Source organism: Aurantiacibacter sediminis (genome assembly GCF_016019885.1).
GTDB classification, from domain to species: Bacteria; Pseudomonadota; Alphaproteobacteria; order Sphingomonadales; family Sphingomonadaceae; genus Alteraurantiacibacter; species Alteraurantiacibacter sediminis.
This window is the reverse complement of the sequence record NZ_JAEANY010000002.1, coordinates 435,151-456,372: the sequence shown is the minus strand read 5'-3', so window position 1 is coordinate 456,372 and position 21,222 is coordinate 435,151. Positions and strand designations below refer to the sequence as shown.

At 60.8% G+C, this 21,222-nt stretch carries 20 protein-coding genes, 2 tRNA genes and 1 other RNA gene; 8 read left to right on the top strand and 15 right to left on the bottom strand.

From position 1 onward, the window contains the following. Positions 1 to 102 precede the first annotated feature (102 nt). Both gap and tkt read right to left on the bottom strand, forming a co-directional pair. On the bottom strand, positions 103 to 1,110 hold the full coding sequence (gene gap, locus I5L03_RS07740; protein ID WP_197921170.1) for a type I glyceraldehyde-3-phosphate dehydrogenase: 1,008 nt from the start codon (positions 1,108 to 1,110) through the stop codon (positions 103 to 105). A 15-nt stretch (positions 1,111 to 1,125) separates the two neighbouring features. Then, positions 1,126 to 3,120, bottom strand: a complete 1,995-nt coding sequence (tkt, locus tag I5L03_RS07735; protein ID WP_197921169.1) for a transketolase — start codon at positions 3,118 to 3,120, stop codon at positions 1,126 to 1,128. Between the two features lie 189 nt (positions 3,121 to 3,309). Between tkt and I5L03_RS07730 the strand changes: the two genes are divergently transcribed. From I5L03_RS07730 to I5L03_RS07710, 6 genes are all read left to right on the top strand, one after another. Beyond that, positions 3,310 to 3,522, top strand: a complete 213-nt coding sequence (locus I5L03_RS07730) for a hypothetical protein (RefSeq protein WP_197921168.1) — start codon at positions 3,310 to 3,312, stop codon at positions 3,520 to 3,522. 10 nt (positions 3,523 to 3,532) lie between these two features. Next, the gene (locus I5L03_RS07725) at positions 3,533 to 3,853 is read left to right on the top strand and encodes a cell division protein ZapA (protein WP_197921167.1); all 321 of its coding nucleotides are present in this window, start codon (positions 3,533 to 3,535) and stop codon (positions 3,851 to 3,853) included. A 10-nt stretch (positions 3,854 to 3,863) separates the two neighbouring features. After that, positions 3,864 to 4,034, top strand: a non-coding RNA gene (gene ssrS, locus I5L03_RS13645) — 6S RNA. A gap of 170 nt (positions 4,035 to 4,204) precedes the next feature. Beyond that, positions 4,205 to 4,795: a 5-formyltetrahydrofolate cyclo-ligase gene (locus tag I5L03_RS07720; protein ID WP_197921166.1), complete on the top strand. Its 591-nt coding sequence runs from the start codon at positions 4,205 to 4,207 to the stop codon at positions 4,793 to 4,795. Continuing rightward, positions 4,792 to 5,022: a DUF2842 domain-containing protein gene (locus I5L03_RS07715; RefSeq protein WP_197921165.1), complete on the top strand. Its 231-nt coding sequence runs from the start codon at positions 4,792 to 4,794 to the stop codon at positions 5,020 to 5,022. The genes I5L03_RS07720 and I5L03_RS07715 overlap by 4 nt, the downstream gene beginning before the upstream one ends. Beyond that, positions 5,022 to 6,239, top strand: coding sequence for a beta-propeller fold lactonase family protein (locus tag I5L03_RS07710; protein ID WP_197921164.1), 1,218 nt, complete (start codon positions 5,022 to 5,024; stop codon positions 6,237 to 6,239). Before I5L03_RS07715 ends, I5L03_RS07710 begins: the two co-directional genes overlap by 1 nt. On the opposite strand, the gene I5L03_RS07705 is transcribed toward I5L03_RS07710, so the two are convergent. Further along, positions 6,236 to 6,673 carry an acyl-CoA thioesterase gene (locus I5L03_RS07705; protein WP_197921163.1) on the bottom strand — a complete coding sequence of 146 codons (438 nt, stop codon included), beginning with the start codon at positions 6,671 to 6,673 and terminating at the stop codon, positions 6,236 to 6,238. The two genes, I5L03_RS07710 and I5L03_RS07705, sit on opposite strands and share 4 nt — an antisense overlap. After that, the gene (locus I5L03_RS07700; RefSeq protein WP_197921162.1) at positions 6,670 to 7,815 is read right to left on the bottom strand and encodes an iron-containing alcohol dehydrogenase; all 1,146 of its coding nucleotides are present in this window, start codon (positions 7,813 to 7,815) and stop codon (positions 6,670 to 6,672) included. Before I5L03_RS07700 ends, I5L03_RS07705 begins: the two co-directional genes overlap by 4 nt. Before the next feature lie 73 nt (positions 7,816 to 7,888). Between I5L03_RS07700 and I5L03_RS07695 the strand changes: the two genes are divergently transcribed. Continuing rightward, a complete protein-coding gene (locus I5L03_RS07695; protein WP_197921161.1) occupies positions 7,889 to 8,680 on the top strand; it encodes an Fpg/Nei family DNA glycosylase in 792 nt (263 codons plus the stop codon). A 14-nt stretch (positions 8,681 to 8,694) separates the two neighbouring features. On the opposite strand, the gene I5L03_RS07690 is transcribed toward I5L03_RS07695, so the two are convergent. The 6 genes from I5L03_RS07690 to I5L03_RS07665 form a co-directional block, all read right to left on the bottom strand. Further along, positions 8,695 to 8,771: transfer RNA gene (locus tag I5L03_RS07690), tRNA-Asp, on the bottom strand. 104 nt (positions 8,772 to 8,875) lie between these two features. Further along, the gene (locus tag I5L03_RS07685) at positions 8,876 to 10,228 is read right to left on the bottom strand and encodes a dihydrolipoamide acetyltransferase family protein (protein ID WP_197921160.1); all 1,353 of its coding nucleotides are present in this window, start codon (positions 10,226 to 10,228) and stop codon (positions 8,876 to 8,878) included. Positions 10,229 to 10,233: 5 nt separating this feature from the next. Then, positions 10,234 to 11,238: an alpha-ketoacid dehydrogenase subunit beta gene (locus I5L03_RS07680; RefSeq protein WP_234035177.1), complete on the bottom strand. Its 1,005-nt coding sequence runs from the start codon at positions 11,236 to 11,238 to the stop codon at positions 10,234 to 10,236. 74 nt (positions 11,239 to 11,312) lie between these two features. Next, positions 11,313 to 12,605 (bottom strand): 3-methyl-2-oxobutanoate dehydrogenase (2-methylpropanoyl-transferring) subunit alpha, encoded by a 1,293-nt coding sequence (locus tag I5L03_RS07675; protein WP_197921158.1) that lies wholly within the window; start codon positions 12,603 to 12,605, stop codon positions 11,313 to 11,315. Between the two features lie 109 nt (positions 12,606 to 12,714). Beyond that, positions 12,715 to 13,659, bottom strand: coding sequence for a thymidylate synthase (thyA, locus tag I5L03_RS07670; RefSeq protein WP_234035140.1), 945 nt, complete (start codon positions 13,657 to 13,659; stop codon positions 12,715 to 12,717). A gap of 61 nt (positions 13,660 to 13,720) precedes the next feature. Continuing rightward, on the bottom strand, positions 13,721 to 14,716 hold the full coding sequence (locus I5L03_RS07665; protein WP_197921157.1) for an NAD-dependent epimerase/dehydratase family protein: 996 nt from the start codon (positions 14,714 to 14,716) through the stop codon (positions 13,721 to 13,723). Positions 14,717 to 14,914: 198 nt separating this feature from the next. Between I5L03_RS07665 and I5L03_RS07660 the strand changes: the two genes are divergently transcribed. Beyond that, positions 14,915 to 14,991: transfer RNA gene (locus tag I5L03_RS07660), tRNA-Pro, on the top strand. A gap of 46 nt (positions 14,992 to 15,037) precedes the next feature. Here the strand turns inward: I5L03_RS07660 and I5L03_RS07655 are convergent. The 5 genes from I5L03_RS07655 to I5L03_RS07635 form a co-directional block, all read right to left on the bottom strand. Continuing rightward, the gene (locus tag I5L03_RS07655) at positions 15,038 to 16,852 is read right to left on the bottom strand and encodes a YiiX/YebB-like N1pC/P60 family cysteine hydrolase (protein WP_197921156.1); all 1,815 of its coding nucleotides are present in this window, start codon (positions 16,850 to 16,852) and stop codon (positions 15,038 to 15,040) included. After that, the gene (locus tag I5L03_RS07650) at positions 16,833 to 17,846 is read right to left on the bottom strand and encodes a hypothetical protein (protein WP_234035139.1); all 1,014 of its coding nucleotides are present in this window, start codon (positions 17,844 to 17,846) and stop codon (positions 16,833 to 16,835) included. Before I5L03_RS07650 ends, I5L03_RS07655 begins: the two co-directional genes overlap by 20 nt. 107 nt (positions 17,847 to 17,953) lie before the next feature. Then, a complete protein-coding gene (locus tag I5L03_RS07645) occupies positions 17,954 to 18,745 on the bottom strand; it encodes a hypothetical protein (RefSeq protein ID WP_197921154.1) in 792 nt (263 codons plus the stop codon). Then, on the bottom strand, positions 18,738 to 19,022 hold the full coding sequence (locus I5L03_RS07640; RefSeq protein ID WP_197921153.1) for a hypothetical protein: 285 nt from the start codon (positions 19,020 to 19,022) through the stop codon (positions 18,738 to 18,740). The genes I5L03_RS07645 and I5L03_RS07640 overlap by 8 nt, the downstream gene beginning before the upstream one ends. Continuing rightward, positions 19,019 to 21,217 carry a hypothetical protein gene (locus tag I5L03_RS07635; protein ID WP_197921152.1) on the bottom strand — a complete coding sequence of 733 codons (2,199 nt, stop codon included), beginning with the start codon at positions 21,215 to 21,217 and terminating at the stop codon, positions 19,019 to 19,021. Before I5L03_RS07635 ends, I5L03_RS07640 begins: the two co-directional genes overlap by 4 nt. Positions 21,218 to 21,222 lie beyond the last annotated feature (5 nt).

Below are 21,222 nucleotides of genomic sequence, written 5' to 3'. Positions count from 1 at the left end.
TGACGAGCGCTGCGCCAGCACCCCCTTCCAAGGTCCGCTAGCTTCTTTCAGAAGCAAGCTTCCCTATCCTTCCCCCGTCCAGGGGGAAGGTATTTCATCAGATTACAAGAACTTCGCCATTGCGCCCGCAGTGTCGATCATGCGGTTGGAGAAGCCCCATTCATTGTCATACCAGCTGACCACGCGGGCAAGCTTGCCTTCGAGAACGGCGGTTTCGAGGCTGTCGACGGTAGAGCTGGCCGGGTGGTGGTTGAAATCGCTGCTGACCAGCGGCTTGTCGGTGTAATCGAGAACGCCTTTCATCGGGCCGGTAGCGGCGGCCATAAGCGCCTCGTTGATCGCTTCCTTCGTCACATCGCCCTTCGGCGTGAAGACGAGGTCGACCAGCGACACATTAGGCGTCGGCACGCGAACGGAGGAGCCGTCCAGCTTGCCGGCGAGTTCGGGCAAGACCAAGCCAACCGCACGGGCAGCGCCTGTGGTGGTCGGGATCATGTTCTGCGCACCGCCGCGGGCACGGCGCATGTCGCTGTGCATCTGGTCCAGCATGCGCTGATCATTGGTGTAGCTGTGGATCGTGGTCATGAAGCCGCGCTCGATACCGAAGGCATCGTTCAGCACCTTGGCCACCGGGGCAAGGCAATTGGTGGTGCAACTGGCGTTGGACACGATTACATCGTCTGCGGTCAGGCTGTCATGGTTCACGCCGTAGACGATGGTGGCGGAAACTTCCTTGGCCGGGGCGGAGATCAGGACCCGCTTGGCGCCTGCATCGAGATGCGGCTTGGCGGCATCGTGGCTCTGGAAGAAGCCGGTGCATTCGAGCACGATGTCGACGCCCATATCGCCATGCGGCAGCTTGCCGGGCTCACGCTCGCTGGTGACGGCGATTTTCTTGCCATTGATGACGAGGTTGTCGCCATCAACTTGCACCGTGCCGGGGAAACGGCCGTGCGTGCTGTCGAAACCGAACAGCAGGGCATTGGCATTGGTGTCGGCCAGATCGTTGATCGCGACGAGTTCGAGATCGTGGTCGTCACGCTCCAGGATTGCGCGCGCAACAAGGCGGCCAATACGTCCGAAACCGTTGATCGAAACTTTGGTCGTCATGTAAAGTGCTCCTGTTTATCCGTTGATTTTGTTCATGATCTGCGGAACGATCGCATCTGCGGTCAATCCAAATTTTTCAAAGAGATCGCCCGCCGGTGCAGATGCCCCGAAACGATCGATGCCGATGTTGAGGCCGTTCGCCATGGTGTAGCGTTCCCAGCCAAAAGTGGTACCCGCTTCGATGCTGACACGCAGGATCTCATCGGGCTGCACATTCGGAAGGATGTCTTCCTTGTAGGCCGCATCCTGCTCGTCAAACAGCTCCGTGCAGACCATGGAGACGACATCGGCGCCAACGCCTTCTTTCTCCAGCCTGTCCGCGCATTCGAGTGCCAGATGCACTTCGGAGCCGGTCGCGATCAGGATGACGCGGCGCTTATTGCCCGCGCGCTTGAGGCGATAAGCACCTTTCGAGCACTGATCGAGGTAATCGGGCGAATTGCGCACCTGCGGCAGGCCCTGGCGGCTGAGCGCAAGGACGGTCGGACGATCGGTCTGGCGGAGCGCAATTTCCCAGCATTCTGCCGTCTCGACGGCGTCGGCCGGGCGCATCACGAGGATGTTGGGCATGGCGCGCAAGCTTTGCAGATGCTCGATCGGCTGGTGCGTGGGCCCGTCTTCGCCAAGGCCGATGCTGTCATGCGTCATCACATAGACGACAGGGCATTGCTGCAGGGCCGACAGGCGGATCGCGCCGCGTGCATAGTCGGTGAAGATCAGGAAGGTGCCGCCGTAAGCCGTCACGCCGCCATGCAGCGCCATGCCGTTCATCGCCGCCGACATGCCGAATTCGCGAATGCCATAATAGACGTAGCGTCCGGAGTAATCCTGCGCCGTCATCGGGCCGATGCCGCCAGCCTTGGTATTGTTCGACCCGGTCAGGTCGGCGCTGCCGCCGATGGTTTCGGGCAATTTGCCATTGATCTGGTCGAGCGCCATTTCGCTCGCCTTGCGGGTCGCGACCTTCTGTGGCTCTTCAATCAGGCGCTTGGTGTAATTTTCGAGGCTGAAGTTCTTGGGCAATTCGCCCGCCATGCGGCGTTCAAATTCCGCCTTGTGCTCGCTTGCATCGAGGCGGCTCCGCCAGTCGCGATGCGCATTCTTCGCGCGTTCGCCTGTTGCGCGCCAATCGGCCAACACGTCATCGGGAATCACGAAAGGATCATGCTCCCAACCGAGCACCTTGCGCGCTGCGGCCACTTCATCCTCGCCAAGCGGGGAGCCATGCACGCCGCTCGTGCCGCCCTTGTTCGGTGCGCCCTTGCCGATCACCGTGGTGCAGCGCACCAGCGAAGGCTTGCCCGTCTCGGCCACAGCTTCGTCAATCGCGCGGCGAATATCGGCAGGATCGTGACCGTCGCAGCTCGCCACGTGCCAGCCGGTCGCTTCGTAGCGCGCGGGGATATCTTCCGAAGATGACAGATCGACCGCGCCGTCGATGGTGATGTTGTTGTCGTCCCAAAGCACAATCAGGCGGCCGAGGCCGAGGTGGCCTGCAAGCCCAATCGCCTCATGATTGACGCCTTCCATCAGGCAGCCATCGCCAGCGATCACCCAGGTCTTGTGATCGACCAGATCGTCTCCGAATACCGCGTTGAGATGCCGCTCTGCCATGGCCATGCCCACTGACATGGCCAGGCCCTGTCCCAGCGGGCCGGTGGTGGCTTCGACACCGGGGATCAGGAAGTTTTCCGGGTGCCCCGCACACGGGCTGCCCAACTGACGGAAATTCTTGATGTCTTCCAGCGTCGGGCTGTCATAGCCGGACAGATGCAGCAGCGCGTAAATCAGCATGGAGCCATGCCCGGCGCTCAGCACAAAGCGATCGCGGTCTGCCCAATCGGGCGCGGCAGGATCGAATTTCAGATACTCGGACCAGAGAACAGTCGCGACATCGGCCATGCCCATCGGCATCCCCGGATGCCCCGAATTGGCCGCCTGCACAGCGTCCATCGAAAGGGCGCGAATGGCATTGGCCATATTGGTGAAACGGGTCTGCTCGTCGCTCATCAAATGCTCCTGCACGCTCGCCCCATTTTGCGGAGGCGATTCGGTTAGAGGCTGTGTGATGGGGGCCGCTCGCAAGGTCAAGCAAACGGCCCTCCGCAGCGCCAAAACGCGTCACTTTTCCGTGAGGATTATTCACAGCTTTCCCCCGTTAAGCTTTGCCGCAGCGCGATAAAGGGCTAATCCGGTGTCATGGAGGCAAATTCCCTCTCCGAACGCGTGCGACACGCGATGGCCCGCATCGATGCGGCTGCGCAGCGCATTGAGGCAGCGGCGAATGCGCCCCGGCCTGCATCCGGCCCCGGATCGGACCCCGAACTGGAAGCCCGCTATGCCGAGTTGCAGCGCGAAGCTGGCGAAGCCTTGCAGCAGATCGACAGGCTGATCGGGACGCTGGAACGATGAGCCCGAAATCATGAGCAACGTCACTCTCGAAATTGCCGGACGCAAATACACCATCGCATGCGCCGAAGGCGAAGAGCCGCATATCGAAATGCTCGGTGCCTCGATCGATAAGAAACTGTCGGAACTCGACAATCTGGTCGGTCAATCGCCCGAGCGTATCCTGCTTTACGCCTCGCTGCTGCTGGCGGATGAGTTGCATGAGGCCAAGGCTGCAACGCCCTCCCCGGCTCCGCCTGCCGCAGATGCCGAGACTGCTGAGAAGCTCGAAGCGATGGCCGACAGGCTCGAAACAATCGCTATGCAGCTTGAGACTGGCGCGAGCGCTTCCTAAGTAGGGCTCGGCGGGACTGCCCGGCACGATCTGGAGTGAAAATCCCTGAGGCTATAAGCAAATAAAAGGGAGCTGTCCCTGCCCGGTGCACCAGTTCGGCTGTGGCATCGGTGCATATGGCGCCCACCTGACGTTGAGGCGTCAGAGGATTTCCAGGAAAACGACCCATGGTGGTTCCGCCACTTAATTATTCGCCCTACCGCTCTGCTACTTGAGGGCGGGGTTTTTGTTTTCAGCACACAATCCGCTCACCCTGAGCTTGTCGAAGGGTTGTTCTTACTTTTCGTCATCCTCCACGAAAGCAAAAGCGATGCTTCGACAGGCTCAGCATGAGCGGTTATGGGGTGGGCTATGAACGACATCACCGCTTTCAAATCAGAGCAACGTAAAGAGCTCCGCGAGGCACGCCGCGAACACGCCGCTGGTCTCTCACCTGCGGTAAGCGCGCTGGTTATGCGCCGCCCGCCAGCGCCGGTGCTGGAAATGGTCCCCGAAGGCGCGAGCATCGGCCTCTACCGCGCGACTGATGGTGAAGCACCCGCAGCCGGCTATGCGCGCTTCTTCATGGAAGAAGGCCTCACCATCGCCCTTCCCCGCGTCATCGCGATGGACGGGCAGATGAATTTTCACACCCACACCGATCCCTATGGTGAAAGCGATCTGGAAGAAGGTCCGGGCGGCCTGATGCAGCCCGAGGCCAGCGCGCCGGAGATCACGCCTGACGTTCTTTTCGTTCCGCTCGTCGGCTTTACCGAAAGTGGTACGCGGCTCGGCATGGGCGGCGGGTTCTACGATCGCTGGCTTGCAGCACACCAGGACACGATCGCTATCGGCCTTGCCTGGGACATCCAGAAAGTGGACAGCCTGCCGCGGGAAGCGCATGATATGTCGCTTGCCGCGATTGTAACTTCCACCCGCATTTACGGACCTTTTGAGCGATGAGAACCGAACCCACCTGGCGCATCCCTGTCGGCATCCTCGGCCTGTTCGCCGCGCTGATGATCTACGGCATCGTGATCGCGCGCTATGCGCCCGATATCATCGGTAGCTGGCCCGGCCTGGTGCAGGCGGTGATCTACATCATTCTCGGCCTGATCTGGCTCTTACCCTTGCGCAATTTCCTCATCTGGATGGAAACCGGCAATTGGGGCGTTAAACCCGAGAAGTAATGTCACTCAAAAGTATAATCCTCGGCCTGCTGGGCATCAGCATAGCAATCGCTGGGTGGATAGCATTGCAAGAGAGCGATTACGGCAGCGGACCGCGCGCCAGCCATGACGAAATTTCGGGCGAGGCGCGTGAGATGGTCTTCGTCGCCAATGCACTTGATGGCTCTGTCACGGTGATCGATCTGGCTTCCCAATCCGTGGTCGCCACGATTGACGTAGCACCTGACGGCAAACGCGTCGGCCCCTTGCGCGACTTGCTTCAAAGCGTGGCCCAACCCATTGTCGAGAGCCGCGCAGGGCTCAACTTCGCGCAGGACACCGATATCTCCCGCGACGGGACTGTAATGTTTGTCTCGCGGGGATATCTGGGCGACGTGGTCGCGCTCAGTCTCGAAAATGGCGAGGCACTGTGGCGCACGCCCGTTGCCGGGATCAGAGCGGATCACATGGCGATCTCACCCGACGGGCGTAGGCTGGCGGTCGCGGCAACGATCATGGGCGGCGATGTCGTCCAATTGATCGACACCGCAAATGGCGAGGTAATACGCGAAGTGCAGACAGGCACATGGCCGCATGACGTCACTTTTTCTGCCGACGGCTCGCGCCTTTTCATTGCCAGCCTGGGCGACATGCAGACCGACCTTTCGACCCGCGATGCCGATCCGCGTGCATACCTGGTCACCGTCGCTTCGCTCACTGATGAAACAGTAGACCCGCGCGAATACCGGTTCGAAGCCGGGGTGAGACCCTTCCAACTGTCGCCCGATGAGACTATGCTGTTCGCGCAATTGTCGAACACTCACGCGATCGTGGCGCACGACCTTGCGGTAGACATGCAACGCGCGCGCATCGATTTGCCAATCGCCGATGGTGTTACCGTGGACGATTGGGATTTTGAAGCCCCGCATCACGGGCTGGCCATCACGCCAGACGGATCGCTGCTATGCGTTGCTGGGCGCGCTTCCGATTATGCCGCACTCGTCTCTACCGAGGGTCTTACGCTGCAGCGGACCATAGCTGTCGGGAATGCGCCCTCATGGTCGGCTATCGACACGGCAGGCGAGTTCTGTGTGCTAGCCAATACCCGCAGTGACGATGTCTCGATCGTCTCCCTGGTGTCAGGCGAAGAAATCGTTCGAATTGCGGCAGGCGACGGACCTAAACACGTGACGATCGCGGCCGTTGCTCCCGAGATCTGGCGGAGTTGGATCGACTAACTCAGGGTTTGAAGGAATGCGCGCCAATCTTCTGGCAAAGCCACTGGCCGACGCGTCTCGCGATCGACATAAACGTGGATGAAGTGCCCCTCTGCCGCCGTTATATCGCTGCCCTCGGCAAAAATTCCCACCTCATACCGCACGCTTGATGAGCCCAGCTTAGCTACGCGCACACCTGCCTCCACAGTCTGCGGAAAGGCGAGCGGCGCGAAATAGCGGCACTGCGTCTCCACCACGAGACCGATCATTTCGGAGTTTTCGATATCGAGCAGGCCGCGCTCCACCAGCGCTGCATTCACCGCCGTGTCGAACCAGGCGTAATAGGTGACATTGTTCACGTGCCCGTACACGTCATTGTCCGCCCATCGCGTGGGGATTTTGCGCCAGACGGAATAGGCATCGCGTCCGCGCGGATCGGGGCGTTTCTCGCTCATAGGGCAGCCTCATACATCCGCCGCGCATCATCGCGGGTGATGTCGATCATATTGTTCTGCAACAGCCGGGTTTGCAGCATCGCTTCGTCGGCCAACAGATCGAGATGCTCCGCCGAAATGCCAACATCGGCAAGGCGCAGCGAGAGGCCCGCCGCAATCGCCAAGTCACGCATCGCCTCGACGAAACCTTGCGCTTTCGCCTGCGTGCCGAGGCCCGTCAGTGTCGGGTCCACCACTTCGGCCAGTTCAGCATAAAGCTCGCGCGCAGCAGGCATCGTGTGCGTGAGGACCTGCGGCAGCATCAGCGCATTGGAAAGTCCGTGCGGCACATGAAAGTGTCCTCCCAGTGGATAGGCGAGCGCGTGAACGCCAGCACAGGGCGCATTGGAAAAGGCCACGCCCGCCAGATAGCTGCCGCGGAGCATAGCATCCCGCGCCTCCAGATTGTCCGGCTTCTCGCATGCCGTTATCAAGTTAGCCGACAGCAGCCGCAGCGCCTCTTTAGCCAGCGCATCGGAAATCGGGTTTTTGAGCCGCTTGGTAGTGTAAGCCTCGATCGCATGCACCATTGCATCCACCCCGGTTGCCGCGGTCACATGGCGCGGCAAGCCGGTGGTGAGGCTCGCATCGAGCACGGCGTAGGTCGCGTAGAGCGCATTGCTGACTATGCCCATCTTCTGCGTCTCGCCCACCGTAAGAATAGAGATGTTCGTAGCTTCGCTGCCCGTCCCCGCAGTCGTCGGAATAAGGGCCAGCGGAGCGCCCCTCCCATAGGCCATGCCGACGCCATAGATGTCCGCGATATCGTCTCCGCTGCCGAGCAGATAGGCGACCGCCTTCGCGACATCCATCGGACTGCCGCCGCCAAAACCGACGACGCCCGTCGCGCCCATTTCTTTCGCCGCATCGAGCGCGGCGAGCACGCTCGCCTCGTGCGGATCTTCCTGCACATCGTCGAATACAGTCACCTCGTGCCGCTCGCGAAGACCGGCCAGCGCACGATCCGCCAGGCCGAGCGCGCGCAGATTGGCATCGGTTACGAAAAGGATCGGGCCCTCAGGCACATACGGATCGAGATCACCGCTCGCGCCGATGCCGCTGACGACCTGCGGGCCGTAATGAAAGGTAAAACTGTTGGCCATGCAGTGCGGTGTGCCTCCCCTTGCCAAAAACAGCAAGATGGAACAGACGCCGCTCGCGGCGGGTTGAGTGACCATGCCAGAACTCCCTGAAGCCGAACATTATCGCCGTACAATTGCGGAGAAGTGCCTCAATCGCACCATCGAGTCTGTCGAGCTCGGCGATGATACCGAACATGTCGAACTGCCCGGCGGAAACGCGCGGGAGCGGCTTGTCGGGCACCAATTCACCGAAACACATCGCCACGGCAAACTGATCTTTGCCGGCTCGAAGGACGGCCCGTGGATTTGTGTCCATCTGGGAATGACCGGACGACTGCTGGCCTATGACACGAGCGATCACACTCCGCCCGATTTCAATCGCATCCTGATTGCTTTCGAGGGCGAGCGGCGGCTGGCATTCAGCTGCCCTCGCAAGCTGGGCTGGGTGCATGTGCTCGATGATCCGGAAGACGAGATTGCGGAGCGCGGTTTCGGCCCCGATGCGATGGACATTTCAGAGGATGATTTTGTCGAAGTGATCGGCAGTACCAATGGCGCGATCAAGGGCGCGCTGATGGCGCAGAAGAAGCTGGCCGGGATCGGCAATCTGTGGTCGGATGAAATCCTGTTCCAATCCGAATTGCATCCGGAGACTAAGGCGTCGGATCTGGACGAAAAAACGCTTCGGAAAATGCATGCCGCGATGCGCCGGATCCTGGCAGGCGTTTGCGACAAGGACGCCGATTATTCGCAGCTTCCCTATCGCTGGCTGGTGAGCCACCGCCACAAAGGGGAAGATTGCCGTCGCTGTGACGGGACAATCACGAAGTCGAAAGTGAGCGGACGCAGCGCATATCACTGCGACAGCGTATCGAAACCGGGTTGAGGAAATGTCCCAAGTGGCGCGAGTGACGGGACTCGAACCCGCGACCCTCGGCGTGACAGGCCGATACTCTAACCAACTGAGCTACACCCGCGCATTTAAGCGGCTAGCGCCTCTTGGGAGACGCGCATCTAGTTGAGGGCCGATTGGCTGTCAACACACGTTGCGCGCCTTTTTGAACTCTTTTTCGCGAAGGCCTCAGCCCGCCAGAATGCGTGCCGGGGCCTCGATCATTTTCTTCACTTCCTGCACGAACGCAGCCGCATCATAACCATCGACGACGCGGTGATCGCAGCTGATTGAAATGTTCATCAGCTTGCGCTTTTCCACCCGCTCGCTGCCGTCAGGCTGGGTCACGAACATCGGGCGTTCAACGATACGATTCGGGCCGATAATGGCGACTTCCGGGCGATTGATGACCGGCGTCGTCGCAACGCCGCCCAGTGGGCCGAGCGAAGTAATTGTGAGTGTCGAGCCCGATAGCTCTTCCGACTTGGCGCTGCCATCGCGTGCGGCATTGGCGAGGCGCTGGATGTCATTGGCGAGCTGGTAGAGGTTCTTGCCCTGTGCATCGCGAATGACAGGGACCATCAGGCCGTTATCGGTCATCGTCGCCATGCCCAGATGCACGCTGCCATGACGCGTGACCAATTTCGCTTCATCGTCAAAGCGCGCGTTGATCATTGGGAAATCGGGCAGCACCTTGCAAATCGCCGTGATGAGCAGCGGGAGCATAGTGAGCTTGGGCTTGTCCCCGCGATTTTCATTCAGCTGGGCGCGGGTGCGCTCCAGTTCAGTGACATCGCATTCCTCGACATAGGTGAAATGCGGAATATTGCGCTTGGCCGCGGCCATGTTCTCGGCAATCCGCTTGCGCAGGCCGATGACCTTGATTTCCTCATCCGCGCGCGCCTTCCCGGCGCTGGCATAGCCGCCTGAGTACGAAATAAACGCGTCGAGATCGGCATGGCGCACGCGGCCGTCATCAGCAGGTTTTACCTGCGCGAGATCGATGCCCATGTCGCGTGCACGCTTGCGCACTGCGGGGGTGGCGAGGACTTTTGAGCTATCGCCAGTGTCCGTTCGTGCTGAGCTTGCCGAAGCGCGATTTTCCGCGGTTTCGCCTTTTCGCCCTTCGACAGGTTCGGGAGCAGGTTCCGGGGTCGGTTCGGGAGCCGCCTTCGCCGCATCTTCCTGATCGGAAGGGTCGGGATTTTCGACCTCGATCCGCTCCTCGACTTCACTGTCCTTGGGCGCAGGTGCAGCTTCCGCCGCCTCAGCTTCATCGGCCACATCGTCAGGCACTTCGCCTTCGACTTCGATAACGAAGATCGGGCTACCGATGGCGACCATGTCGCCAGCCTCGCCAGCGATCTCGACGATCGTGCCGGTCACCGGGCTTTCCAGCGGCACGGTGGCCTTGTCGGTCATCATATCGACGACTTCTTCGTCTTCCTCGACACGGTCGCCGACCTGCTTTTGCCAGGTGACGATTTCCGCCTCGGTGATGCCTTCACCGATATCGGGCATGGGGTGCGTGTATTTTGCCATAGCGCTTACTCTGCCAGAATCTTGTCGATGGCCTCGCCAATGCGGACGGGACCGGGGAAATACGCCCATTCGAGGCTGTGCGGATAGGGTGTGTCGAAGCCGGTAACGCGTTCGACCGCGGCTTCGAGATGATAGAAACAGCGCTCTGTTACCAGCGCGGAAAGCTCTGCGCCAAAGCCGGAAGTGCGCGTTGCCTCGTGCACGATCAGGCAGCGTCCGGTGCGCTCGACCGAGGCTTCGATCGCTTCGATATCGAGCGGGACGAGCGTCCGCAGGTCGAGAATTTCGGCCTCCACGCCTTTCTCTTCGCACACCGCCTGCGCGACATGGACCATCGTGCCGTAGGTAAGGATCGTCAACTGGTCGCCTTCGGTAACCTGTCGGGCCTTGCCAAGCGGAATCTTGTAATAGCCTTCAGGTACCTGCGCATCGTCGCGGCCCTTCCAGCTTTTCGCCGGCTTGTCGTAGAACCCGTCAAACGGTCCGTTATAGATACGCTTGGGCTCGAAGAAGATCGTGGGATCGTTGTCTTCAATGCAGCTGATCAGCAGCCCCTTCGCGTCATAAGGCGTCGCGGGGATCACCGTCTTCAGGCCAGAGACGTGCGTGAAAATCGCTTCCGGGCTCTGAGAGTGGGTCTGCCCACCGAAAATGCCGCCGCCAAACGGGCTGCGAACGGTCATCGGGGCGATGAATTCCCCAGCTGAGCGGTAGCGCAGGCGCGCTGCTTCGGAGATGAGCTGGTCGAGGCCGGGATAGATATAATCAGCGAACTGGATTTCGGGCACTGGGCGCAGGCCGTAGGCCCCCATGCCCACCGCGACACCGATAATGCCGCATTCCGAAATCGGCGTATCGAACACGCGAGTTTTACCATACTTTTCCTGCAGGCCGGCTGTGCAGCGGAACACGCCGCCGAAATAGCCGATATCTTCGCCCAGCAGCGTGACGTTGTCATCGCGGTCCAGCATCACGTCGAGCGCGGAATTGATCGCCTCGATCATGTTCATGTGTTTTACTTCGCCCGCATCCTCGGAAGGGCCGATGCCGGTATCGGCCTGCAGGTCGTGCTCAATTGCCTCGCTCATTTTTTGAGGCCCTCCGGAAACTTGATCTCGCGCTCGCGGATCGCCTGGTCGGCCTGCTCCTGCAGGTGCCAGGGCAGATCCTCGAACACGTCTTCAAACATAGTGTGAAACGGGTGGTGCAGGCCGTGCCCAAGAATGCCGTTCTTTTCGGCATCCTTCTGCGCCTGCTTCACCATCGTATCGAGTTCCGCGTCCTGCTTAGCCTGCTGCTCTTCGGACCATTCGCCAAGCGCAATCAGGTGGTTCTTCAGGCGCATTACCGGGTCGCCCATCGGCCATTCGTCACGCTCTTCGGCGGAGCGATAGGCGCTTGGGTCGTCCGAGGTCGAGTGCCCTTCGGCGCGGTAAGTGAAGTGTTCGATCAGCGTCGGCCCGCCATTGGCGCGGGCGCGGTCTGCTGCCCAGCGTTCGGCAGCATAGACGGCTAGCGGATCGTTTCCGTCCACCCGCAATCCCGCCATGCCATAGCCGATGGCGCGTGCGGCGAAGGTCGCCCGCTCGGCACCCGCAAAGCCGGAGAAGGACGAGATTGCCCATTGATTGTTGATCACGTTGAAAATGACCGGGGCGTTGTAAACGGTCGCAAAAGTCAGCGCGGAGTGGAAGTCGCCTTCCGCCGTGCTGCCCTCACCCACCCACGTCGCCGCAATACGCGAGTCGCCCTTGCTGGCGCTCGCCATCGCAAAGCCAGTCGCCTGCGGAAGCTGGGTCGCAAGGTTGCCGCTGATCGTGAAAAAGCTGAGCCGCTTCGAGCAATACATGATCGGCAGCTGGCGGCCCTTCAGCTTGTCGGCCTTGTTGGAGTAGATCTGGTTGATCATTTCCTCAGGCTCGTAACCGCGCGCGATCAGGCAGCCCTGCTGGCGGTAGCTCGGAAAGATCATGTCATCGCCGGCAAGCGCATGGGTGGCACAGACACTGGTCGCCTCTTCGCCCGTACACTTCATGTAGAAGCTGGTTTTGCCCTGCCGCTGGGCGCGATACATCCGCGTGTCGAAAGCACGGGTCAGCGCCATTTCGCGCAGCATGCGGCGCAGCGTATCGGCATCGAGCCGCGGATCCCAGGGCCCATGCGCCTTGTCATCATCACCCAAAACGCGGATGAGATCATCGCACAGCGGATAGGTTTCTTTCGCCTCGCACGCCTCATCAGGACGGGGCGCCGCGCCTGCTTCCGGCACCTGGATATGGCTGAAATCGACTTTGTCGCCGGGCCGGTATTTCGGCTCCGGCACATGGAGCGCTAGCGCAGGGCGATTACTGCCCTCTTTATCGCCGGCTTTGGCCATGCTGCTCTCCCAAAAAGCACCGCGTGCTGCAAAGCCCGCGCGTTAGAATGTTTTACTGCGGCGTATTTATATTAGTTTCGTCTGAAACCGTCAATCCGCTGCAATCAGGTCAGACCGCCACTGGTGCGCGCAGGATGCCCTGTGGCTCATAATCGCGCACTTCAAAGTCTTCGAAGCGGTAATCGAAAATCGTCGGCGGCGTCCTCAACAGACTAAGGCGCGGCGTCCCCGCCGGTTCCCGCACCAGCTGTTCTTCAACCAGCTCCGTATGGTTGAGATAAAGGTGCGTATCCCCCCCGCTCCACACCAGTTCGCCGGGTCGCAGGCCCGTCTGCGCTGCCATCATGCGGGTGAGCACGGCTGCGCCCACAAGGTTGAACGGCAGGCCGAGCGCTACATCGCAGCTGCGCTGGTACAGCAGGCAATTCAGCCGCGCGTCATCGCCCTCACCCGCGACGTGGAACTGATAGGTCTTGTGACAGGGCGGCAGCGCCATCCGGTCGAGCTCCGCGACGTTCCAACCTTCGATGATATGGCGGCGACTGCCCGGATTGGCTTTCAGGCTCTCGACCACTTCGGCGACCTGATTGATGCCGGGGCCCTTGGTGTATTTGCCATCCGCCCCGTATTCGTACGTCGGCCAGTCGACCCATTGCTTGCCATAGACCGGCCCCAGATCTCCCCAATTGGCGGCAAAGGCCTCGTCCTCGACAATGCGCTTTTCGAAATCTTCCTGCGAGATATCCTCGCCGCTTTTCTGGCGGTATTTGGCGAGCGGCCAGTCGGACCAGATTCGCACGCCTTGCTGTAGCAGCGGCCGGATGTTCGTGTGCCCCGTGAGGAACCAAAGCATCTCGCGCACGGCGGCCTTCCAGAAGACGCGTTTGGTGGTGAGCAGCGGGATACGATCGTCGCCAAGGTCAAACCGCAACATAGTGCCAAAGATGGAGCGTGTGCCCACGCCCGTGCGGTCAATCCGCTTGTCCCCATGCTCCCAGATATGGCGCATGAGATCGAGATATTGCCATTCCGGATGGCGCGAGGAATCACTCATGCCGGTGGGCTAGCAAAGCGCGATGCAGCGCGCCACTGTCGCTGCCAATCTCACCGTCCTTTCATTCGCCGGTATAGCCACGATACCAATCGACAAAGCGCGGCACGCCTTCGTCAATCGTGGTGCGGGGCGCGTAACCCAGATCGCGCTCGATCGCTTCGATATCGGCATAGGTGCGCTGCACGTCGCCCTTTTGCATCGGTTGCCAGTCGATCTGCACTTCACGGCCACACGCCTCACCGAGCAGCTCGATTACGCGGGTGAGCTTTTCGGAACGATTGTTGCCGATATTGTACAGCGCGTGCGGCTTTGACGATCCGCCCGCTTTCACATTGCCATCATCTGCAGGCGGATTGTCGAGCGCGGCGACGACGCCCGCAACGATATCGTCAATGTAAGTAAAATCGCGCCACATCTCGCCTTTGTTGAAGACGGGAATTGGCTCGCCGGCGAGGATCTTTTTCGTAAAGATCCACATCGCCATGTCGGGCCGGCCCCACGGGCCATAAACGGTGAAGAAGCGCAGGCCGGTGAGCGGGATGTGGTAGAGGTGGGCGTAACTTTCGCTCATCATCTCGTCTGCCCGCTTGGTCGCGGCGTAAAGGCTGACGGGATGATCCGCGCGGTCATCCACGCTAAAGGGCAATTTGTCGTTGCCGCCATAAACGCTGGAGGAGCTGGCATAGACCATATGGCGCACCTCGCGGTGGCGCGCGATCTCCAGCATATTGGCATGGCCCACGACATTGGACTGCACGTAGGCCGCCGGATTCTCGATCGAATAGCGCACGCCCGCCTGCGCGCCCAAGTGAACGATTGCATCGAAGCTCTCGCCGTCAAGCGCCGCGCCGAGCGCTGCCATGTCCGCGAAATTGACCTTTTGGAAAGTGAAGTCCCCACCCTGCACCTCAATGCGGGAAATTCGGTCTGCCTTTAATTGCGGATCGTAATAGGCATTGCAGTCATCGACACCGATCACAGCGTCGCCGCGCGCCAGCAGGGCATCGGCCAAAGCCGCCCCGATAAAGCCTGCCGCTCCGGTGATGAGAACCCGCATTGCTGCCCCTTACGCTTGTGATCGATTGCGCGATGGCTAGTGGCATCGCACGCATCGCGGCGCAATGGCAGCACAGGCGTTACGGTCAAGTGAAAACACCGACCCCTTTTCACTTGAGAGCAGGCTTGCCAGCATTCGTCACTCCCCCTATAGGGCCGCCTCTGCCTCGCGGGGGTTCGCCCTCGCCACGCATCCGGTCGGGGAGTAGCTCAGCCTGGTAGAGCACTGTCTTCGGGAGGCAGGGGCCGGAGGTTCGAATCCTCTCTCCCCGACCATTAATAATTGATGATCAGCACACCGCATCAACGCCCTAACCTCAAGTCACGGCCAGACGTGGCCGATATATTCGAGGTCGACGATCATGTTTGCGTTGGGAGCAATCATGTCGCCCGGTGCCACCCAGTGCGACGGATCATTGGTCAGCGGCACGCCAGCCTGCTTGAAGCTTTCGGCCACCAGCTGCGAACAGATGAAATTGTCGCTCTGCGCCTGACTGCCGAGGCGAACCTTGGCGCGGCCAGCGCGGCATGCCGTCGCATCCGGGCCCTGAAGGCCTGAGCAAACTTTTTCGACGTCGTAACGGAAGCGCGCCTGCTGGATAAGGCCGAAGTAATGGTAACCGCGCCCTTCACCCACCATGCGTGCGGCATAGGATGTGATCTTCCTGCGCTGTGCGCCCGTTAATCCGGGGTAGCGGAACGCGGCGGCTGCTTCCGCCCCATCCAAGGCTACCTCGACCGGATTGGTCTGCACGCCGCCGACGGTGGATTCGATCACCATATACCGGCCATTCTGGACACCGACATAGAGCATGGCGTGGCTGGCATCCTCGCCCGTCGCTTCCCTTATCTGGTCCGACGGAAAGCCTTCGCGCGCCACCAGGATGATGTCGCCGGGCTCCAGATACTGCCAGTCGATGGACATGCCGCCACCATTTTGAGGATCGAGCGGAATATCGTTCTGAGCCAATTGCTTGACGATTTCGAATTTTCCGGCCTGGAAAGTGCTCGAAACAGAAAGCCCGGTCGGAGTCAGGCCGTTGCGGATTTCATCCAGCACAGGCCGCCAATTCCGGGCCACGGTCGCCCGCGTGTTTTCGCGGATGGAGCGTTCTTCCTTGATCTTCCGCCACGCGATTTTCACCGCATTCTTTGCAAGCCAGCCTACGCCGGGGCGACCGCCTGAAGGCTCGGGCACCCAGTCCAGCGCTTCGTTCGCTTCGATCGCCTCATGCAACATTCTGGCAGCGAGCTTTTTGTGATTTTCGGTGATGTCGGTGAAAGAAAAATCGGGATAGAAGAACTCGAGGATTTCTCGCGCCGCCTGTTCATCCGTCACTTCAGCCGGGATCGGAACCGGCTCGTTGCCGCTATTGCAGCCGGGCCCGAACATACTTTCGGAGTAGTAGCCTAATGAAAGCTGCACAGAAGGGCCGATATAGGTTTCCCAAACCCCTCCAATAGCTCGCACGGGTAATCCGCCGCGGATCTCGACTTCGATTTGCAGACCAATCGGACGAAGGCTTGTGTTCAAAATGACATGCCCGCTCACGCCGCCCACTTCACCGATTGCTCCGCCCAGCGTAAACGATGTGCCGCCGAAGGCAGATAGTCCGCCATGCACGAGGGTGAATTGCGCGCCTATCGACCCGTCGACTATGAGGCCGACCACAACGCCCACCGTGCCGTAAAGAGCGATCGTGCGATTTGGCCCGAAGACGATTCCACCGCCTGCGCCTCCGCCGACGCCGTATCCGATTACGCCGCCAAGTCCGACGCCGAAGGCCAGATTGTAATTGTCACAAAGATAGAAAATACCGTCGAGAGCCACGCCAAGCGGTGACCATTCGAGTGCAAAAAGGACTGCGTCCTTCACATCATCTGCACTGATGTCGACCGACGGCAAACGCATGCCTTGCGCTTGAGAGATGGGAGATGAAGGTGCCGCCGCAATGATGCCGGCTGCCTTTCGCGCCTTTTCCGGATCCGCCCCGGCTGCGATAAGCTTCTGCGCCAGATCCTGCGCGGACGATTGAGCATGGCTGCGGCGCGACAGACGGTGGTGACGGCCCACCAGATGGCTGCGCGCATGCCGCAGGTTGGAACGGTGCTGCAATTTACTCAGGCTTGTCGGCATTGTCCGTCTCCTCGGATCGATCGTCTGCTGAAATCTCTTCGTCCTGCGCGGTGTCTGCGCTCGTCTCTTTCGGCGCATCGCAAAGCATATCGGAATGTTCGTTATCCGGCTCAGTTTTGGCCTCTTCTTTCGAGGCGATGTTGTCATCTTTTCCCGCCGACGGTTCGTGATCTGCCGTCTGCGGCGCGTCGCTCTCGCTCTCCTCGGTCTCTCCGCTGGCGAGACTCGCGACATGTGACAGCAAATCGAGATCGTTGAGATCGGGTGGCGTGGATGGCGTGCGCGCGTCATCGGCGCGGCGCAGCTCCTTGGCGAAGCCATCAAGGCGCGCATTCACATCGAAGCGTCCGGCATCGAAGCTGAGCACTTCACTGCGCGCGCTTCCCATCCGGTCGAAAATCTCATGCCCCGGCCCGCTCGAAATGTTTTCAGGCTGATCACCGCGTTCGCGCTCGTTCTGGCGCGTGAGCGCCTCTGCGATCCATGCGCTGTCGCTTGTCGATGCCCCTTCGCCGGCGTCGGACATAGCGAACACATCTTCCGGATCGAGGACATCTGCGAGCGCTGGAGCCTCCTCGCGGCTTTGCCCGTTGTCTCGCTTCACGATCATGCGATCGTCATCCCCGGTGTTCCCGGAATTTGCCGGACGCTTGTAAGTGGTCCTGCGAGGTTCAGTCTCCCGGTTATCATCCGCGAGCTGTGCGCGGTCTCCTTCCGCGGAGGATCGGCGTTGCCCGCCTTGCATCATGCGTCTGCCGCTGCCCTCTTTCTCGGCAATGCGAGTGTCCGCGCGGCGGCCCTCACCCTCACTCTCGAATTCGCCCTGCAATTCGTCGCCCGAAAATACCGGTGCCGCTATCATCGCGCGGGATCGTTCTTTTGCTGCGCGTTGATGGCCGAAAGACACGCCCAGATCGTCTTCAGCGGGAAGCGACCAATTGCCGGCCGCACCGGAACGATCGTGGTTCTCGGTCGGCTCATTCGCTGGCTGCACTTTCCGCACACGGCGCGGAGAGGCCGGCTGCGGCAAAGCCTTCGTCTGTGACCAGCCGCCTTGCGTTGGCTTCACCCTGCGCGTGCCGCGAAGATTCCCGAGCGGCATCATTGCGCGGTCTCCGCAGGGTTATCGCCGTTATTCATCTGCAAATGCAGGACGCTGCCTTTGTCGAGTGCGAGATCTAGCTGGTTGGTCCCACCGCGCAGGGCAGCAATCGGAGCGCGCAGACGTAGGCCGCTTGCCGTATTTTCCGCTGCCACCTCCTCGCCATTGATAACGGCCATGGGGTAGCCGGGGCCGAACGCCTCGAGATGCTTTCCGGCTATGTCGATTACAGCTTCGCCGGGGCCGCCCATCGCCAGTGAGACGGACTGTACAGTCGGCGAAAAATCCTTGCGCCGCGCCTTGGAGATAATGGTTGCCAGCTTGTCATAGCTGACCGTGCCCCTGGGGGTCTCCTTGCCCACTTTTTCCCGGACGACCTGGTCGAGATCGACATTGCGCCGCTCCATACGCTCAAGATCGCGTGCTGAATTGACGCCCACGCGGCGCAGGCTTTCGCGCAGCTCGGGTTCCAGCTCCTCGACTTCTGATATGGCGATATCTTCCGAGCGGACGGGATCGCGCGTTGTCTCCTTGATTTGCTGATCGGTGATCGAACCAAGCTGGAATGTGATGCGCGAAGCACCTTCATCCCCCGGACGCGCGACAGAAAATCGCAGATCGTCGCGCGAGTAATCGGGGAAGACATTCAGATCGACCGCGACATCACGCACCGTGTAGGTAAGGCGCCGATTGATGCCTTTGACAGCAAGCGTGTCCTGCGCCTTGTCGAGCTCAAAGATCAGCGCATCGATAAAATTCTCGAGCCGCCAGCGATCGGCAAGTTCAGGCATCGCCCACCTCCTCGCGCTCCGCAACCACGGTCAATCTGAGACGATGCCAGACAGGCAGGATTGTCGTGTGGGTTTTTTGGGTGGGTGACGAAGCACGCAACTCCATGTGCCCATCGCGGTCAATCAGCTGGAATTCCACCGGAAGGTCGAAGCTCGCTTCCGATACTGCCATCGCATCCAGCCGGCCGCCTTCGCTCAAGGCATCGCCCCAGGATGCCATCACATCACGAGCGGACGGGAACAGGTCCTCCTCCAAACGCGATGCAGGGCCGCTCATTCGCCGCCTCCGCCGCTATCGCGCAGCAGCCGTGCGGCGAGGAAATTGGATGAGACAGGCATGCCGATTTGCGCACCCGTGCTGTCATTATGGACTTCGAGTTCGAGACTGGCGGGAAGCGGGAGCCGCGCTTCGCGCTCCTCCATCGAAGTGATCTGTCCCTTCGCATCGGCCGCACCGGGGATGCGGAAATAGCAGCGCGCAAGGTCATATGTCGGAACGGCGCGCAGGCGGAAAACCTCTTGAGGTGCGCCGCGGAAATCGAACGCAACACGGGCGCTGCGATTGGCCGCTTCGGCGAAAGCCGCGCTGCCGAGGGCTGCGCGCATTTGTGCCGTCACAGGTTCCGCGCCCAGCATCCGGCCAAGTTCTGCCAATGTATCGAGCGAAATTTCGAACCCGCTGCGCAATTGCAAATGCCGGCGTTGCCGCGTGCGCTCGACCTCGTCCGAACGGTATTCGGTCTTCATGCGACGATGTGACGGTGCCCCTGTCGCGAATGGGCAGAGATATGTCAGTTCCCCCACCACTCGCTTCGCGTCATCGCGAAAGCGGTTCTGCCACACATCGTGGACGTAATCGCCAAATCCGCTTTCTTCATCCAGCCGGTGCAGCTCACCGGAAGGCTGCAACCGATCGAACATCGGTCCGCCCGCGATCTGCACCAGATGTTGCAGGGGCGCGCCACGCTTCTTCCCTTCGCTGTTGGTCCAGATGACGGCGAAGGCGACAATCAGGTCCACGCCTTGCGGCAATCTGCGCACGTCCGCTGCGTCGAGCTGCGCAAGCGCTGGAAGTGGGCCGGATGCGGCGACTGGTCCCAATGGTTGCTGCTTGTGCAGCAGTTCACGCAGGGTATCCTTCTCTTTCACCACGATCCGCAAGGTTGCGTTTTTGAGCGTCGGATACTGGCCCTGCGAATTTGTCGGAAGAGTGATCGAAAGCGGAAACGACCACGCGGTGTCCGCAGCCATCAGGCAAACCGGCCTGCCATTCAGCGTCACCCGTCGGCAGGGCTCCATATGCAAGGTCACACTTTCCGCACGCTGCCAGTTTTCCGATTTCGACAGGGAGAAGCCGACATTGGCGCTTGAAAGAAGCGCATCGAGAGCCGGATCGTCCACCGATGGCGTGAGCGCGCGCAGATGCTGCAACTCTTGCTCCTCGCTCTGGATGGCCAGCTTTCCAGCTTCCTTCATCGCATTGAAAATCGTCTTCATATGCTCATTCGGCATGTTGATGACGGACTGCACGGTTTCCGGCGTCAGCACTTTGCCCAAGAGCGGCGTCAGCATCGGCAGCAGCGCGGCGAGGGGCGCGACCATCGCTTGGGAACGCTCAACCGGCAATTGCTGACGCAGGGAAAGGGAGCGTCGCTGCATGCTGGCCAGATGACTACGCGCCGTGCCTTCACGCGCGAAGGCGCTGCTCCGGCTCGCTCCGCGCGCCTTTCGCCGCCGGATATTGCGCATGGATTGTGCCTGAGCGGGAGGATTGGCCGCAGCCCCGTTTGCGCCAGGGGCCTGTGCGCCCGTTCCCGCCAGCGCTCGCAGGGCTGCAATCGCTGCATCGAGCGCCTGCCGATCCTGGCTGGTCTGGTCTGCGTTTTGCGGAGCCTCGCGGCCAGCCAAGACCGATTGCAGCAATTGGCCTGCGAGAGGCGCAACCGAGGTGGCCAGCTTTGGTAAAGCCCCTGCAAGCAACGGCCCTGCTGCGGACAGAAGCGGCGCGAGAAATGCCGGAAGCACCATCGCATACGAAACGTGGGTCGGCTGTTTCCAGCTAAGCGCTGCAGTCTGGGGCTGCGTGTGCGGCAGCGAGCGGACACCACGCGCGCTGAAGCCAAGGGCGGGCATGGCATCGGGAAGCCCCGGCGCGCTGCGCACGACCGGTGAGAAAGCCGGTCCGGTCCCATTGGCATCACGATAGGTCATGAGCTGCACATGCCCGTTCTCGCGGTCGAAATGCTCTTCCGGGATGGTGACGCGCACACGTCCACGCGCTTCTGGCGGGACAGGTCCGCTGACTTGGCTAACATGAGCCGGTTTGGCCATGAGGCGGGCGCCATCGGTGCGCCGTGTCTCTTCCGGACCGACGGCGACACGCCAATATCGGCTCGCGCCAAGCTCTGCGATGAAGCTACGCGTGCCGGGCGCGCCGCCTGCAGGGTCGGGGCGGATATGGGCCAAGGCCATCGCTG

Coding starts and splice junctions, on each gene's coding strand:
- gap (WP_197921170.1), bottom strand. CDS start 1,110: ATGACGACCAAAGTTTCGATCAACGGTTTCGGACGTATTGGCCGCCTT.
- tkt (WP_197921169.1), bottom strand. CDS start 3,120: ATGAGCGACGAGCAGACCCGTTTCACCAATATGGCCAATGCCATTCGC.
- I5L03_RS07730 (WP_197921168.1), top strand. CDS start 3,310: ATGGAGGCAAATTCCCTCTCCGAACGCGTGCGACACGCGATGGCCCGC.
- I5L03_RS07725 (WP_197921167.1), top strand. CDS start 3,533: ATGAGCAACGTCACTCTCGAAATTGCCGGACGCAAATACACCATCGCA.
- I5L03_RS07720 (WP_197921166.1), top strand. CDS start 4,205: ATGAACGACATCACCGCTTTCAAATCAGAGCAACGTAAAGAGCTCCGC.
- I5L03_RS07715 (WP_197921165.1), top strand. CDS start 4,792: ATGAGAACCGAACCCACCTGGCGCATCCCTGTCGGCATCCTCGGCCTG.
- I5L03_RS07710 (WP_197921164.1), top strand. CDS start 5,022: ATGTCACTCAAAAGTATAATCCTCGGCCTGCTGGGCATCAGCATAGCA.
- I5L03_RS07705 (WP_197921163.1), bottom strand. CDS start 6,673: ATGAGCGAGAAACGCCCCGATCCGCGCGGACGCGATGCCTATTCCGTC.
- I5L03_RS07700 (WP_197921162.1), bottom strand. CDS start 7,815: ATGGCCAACAGTTTTACCTTTCATTACGGCCCGCAGGTCGTCAGCGGC.
- I5L03_RS07695 (WP_197921161.1), top strand. CDS start 7,889: ATGCCAGAACTCCCTGAAGCCGAACATTATCGCCGTACAATTGCGGAG.
- I5L03_RS07685 (WP_197921160.1), bottom strand. CDS start 10,228: ATGGCAAAATACACGCACCCCATGCCCGATATCGGTGAAGGCATCACC.
- I5L03_RS07680 (WP_234035177.1), bottom strand. CDS start 11,238: ATGAACATGATCGAGGCGATCAATTCCGCGCTCGACGTGATGCTGGAC.
- I5L03_RS07675 (WP_197921158.1), bottom strand. CDS start 12,605: ATGGCCAAAGCCGGCGATAAAGAGGGCAGTAATCGCCCTGCGCTAGCG.
- thyA (WP_234035140.1), bottom strand. CDS start 13,659: ATGAGTGATTCCTCGCGCCATCCGGAATGGCAATATCTCGATCTCATG.
- I5L03_RS07665 (WP_197921157.1), bottom strand. CDS start 14,716: ATGCGGGTTCTCATCACCGGAGCGGCAGGCTTTATCGGGGCGGCTTTG.
- I5L03_RS07655 (WP_197921156.1), bottom strand. CDS start 16,852: ATGCCGACAAGCCTGAGTAAATTGCAGCACCGTTCCAACCTGCGGCAT.
- I5L03_RS07645 (WP_197921154.1), bottom strand. CDS start 18,745: ATGCCTGAACTTGCCGATCGCTGGCGGCTCGAGAATTTTATCGATGCG.
- I5L03_RS07640 (WP_197921153.1), bottom strand. CDS start 19,022: ATGAGCGGCCCTGCATCGCGTTTGGAGGAGGACCTGTTCCCGTCCGCT.
- I5L03_RS07635 (WP_197921152.1), bottom strand. CDS start 21,217: ATGGCCTTGGCCCATATCCGCCCCGACCCTGCAGGCGGCGCGCCCGGC.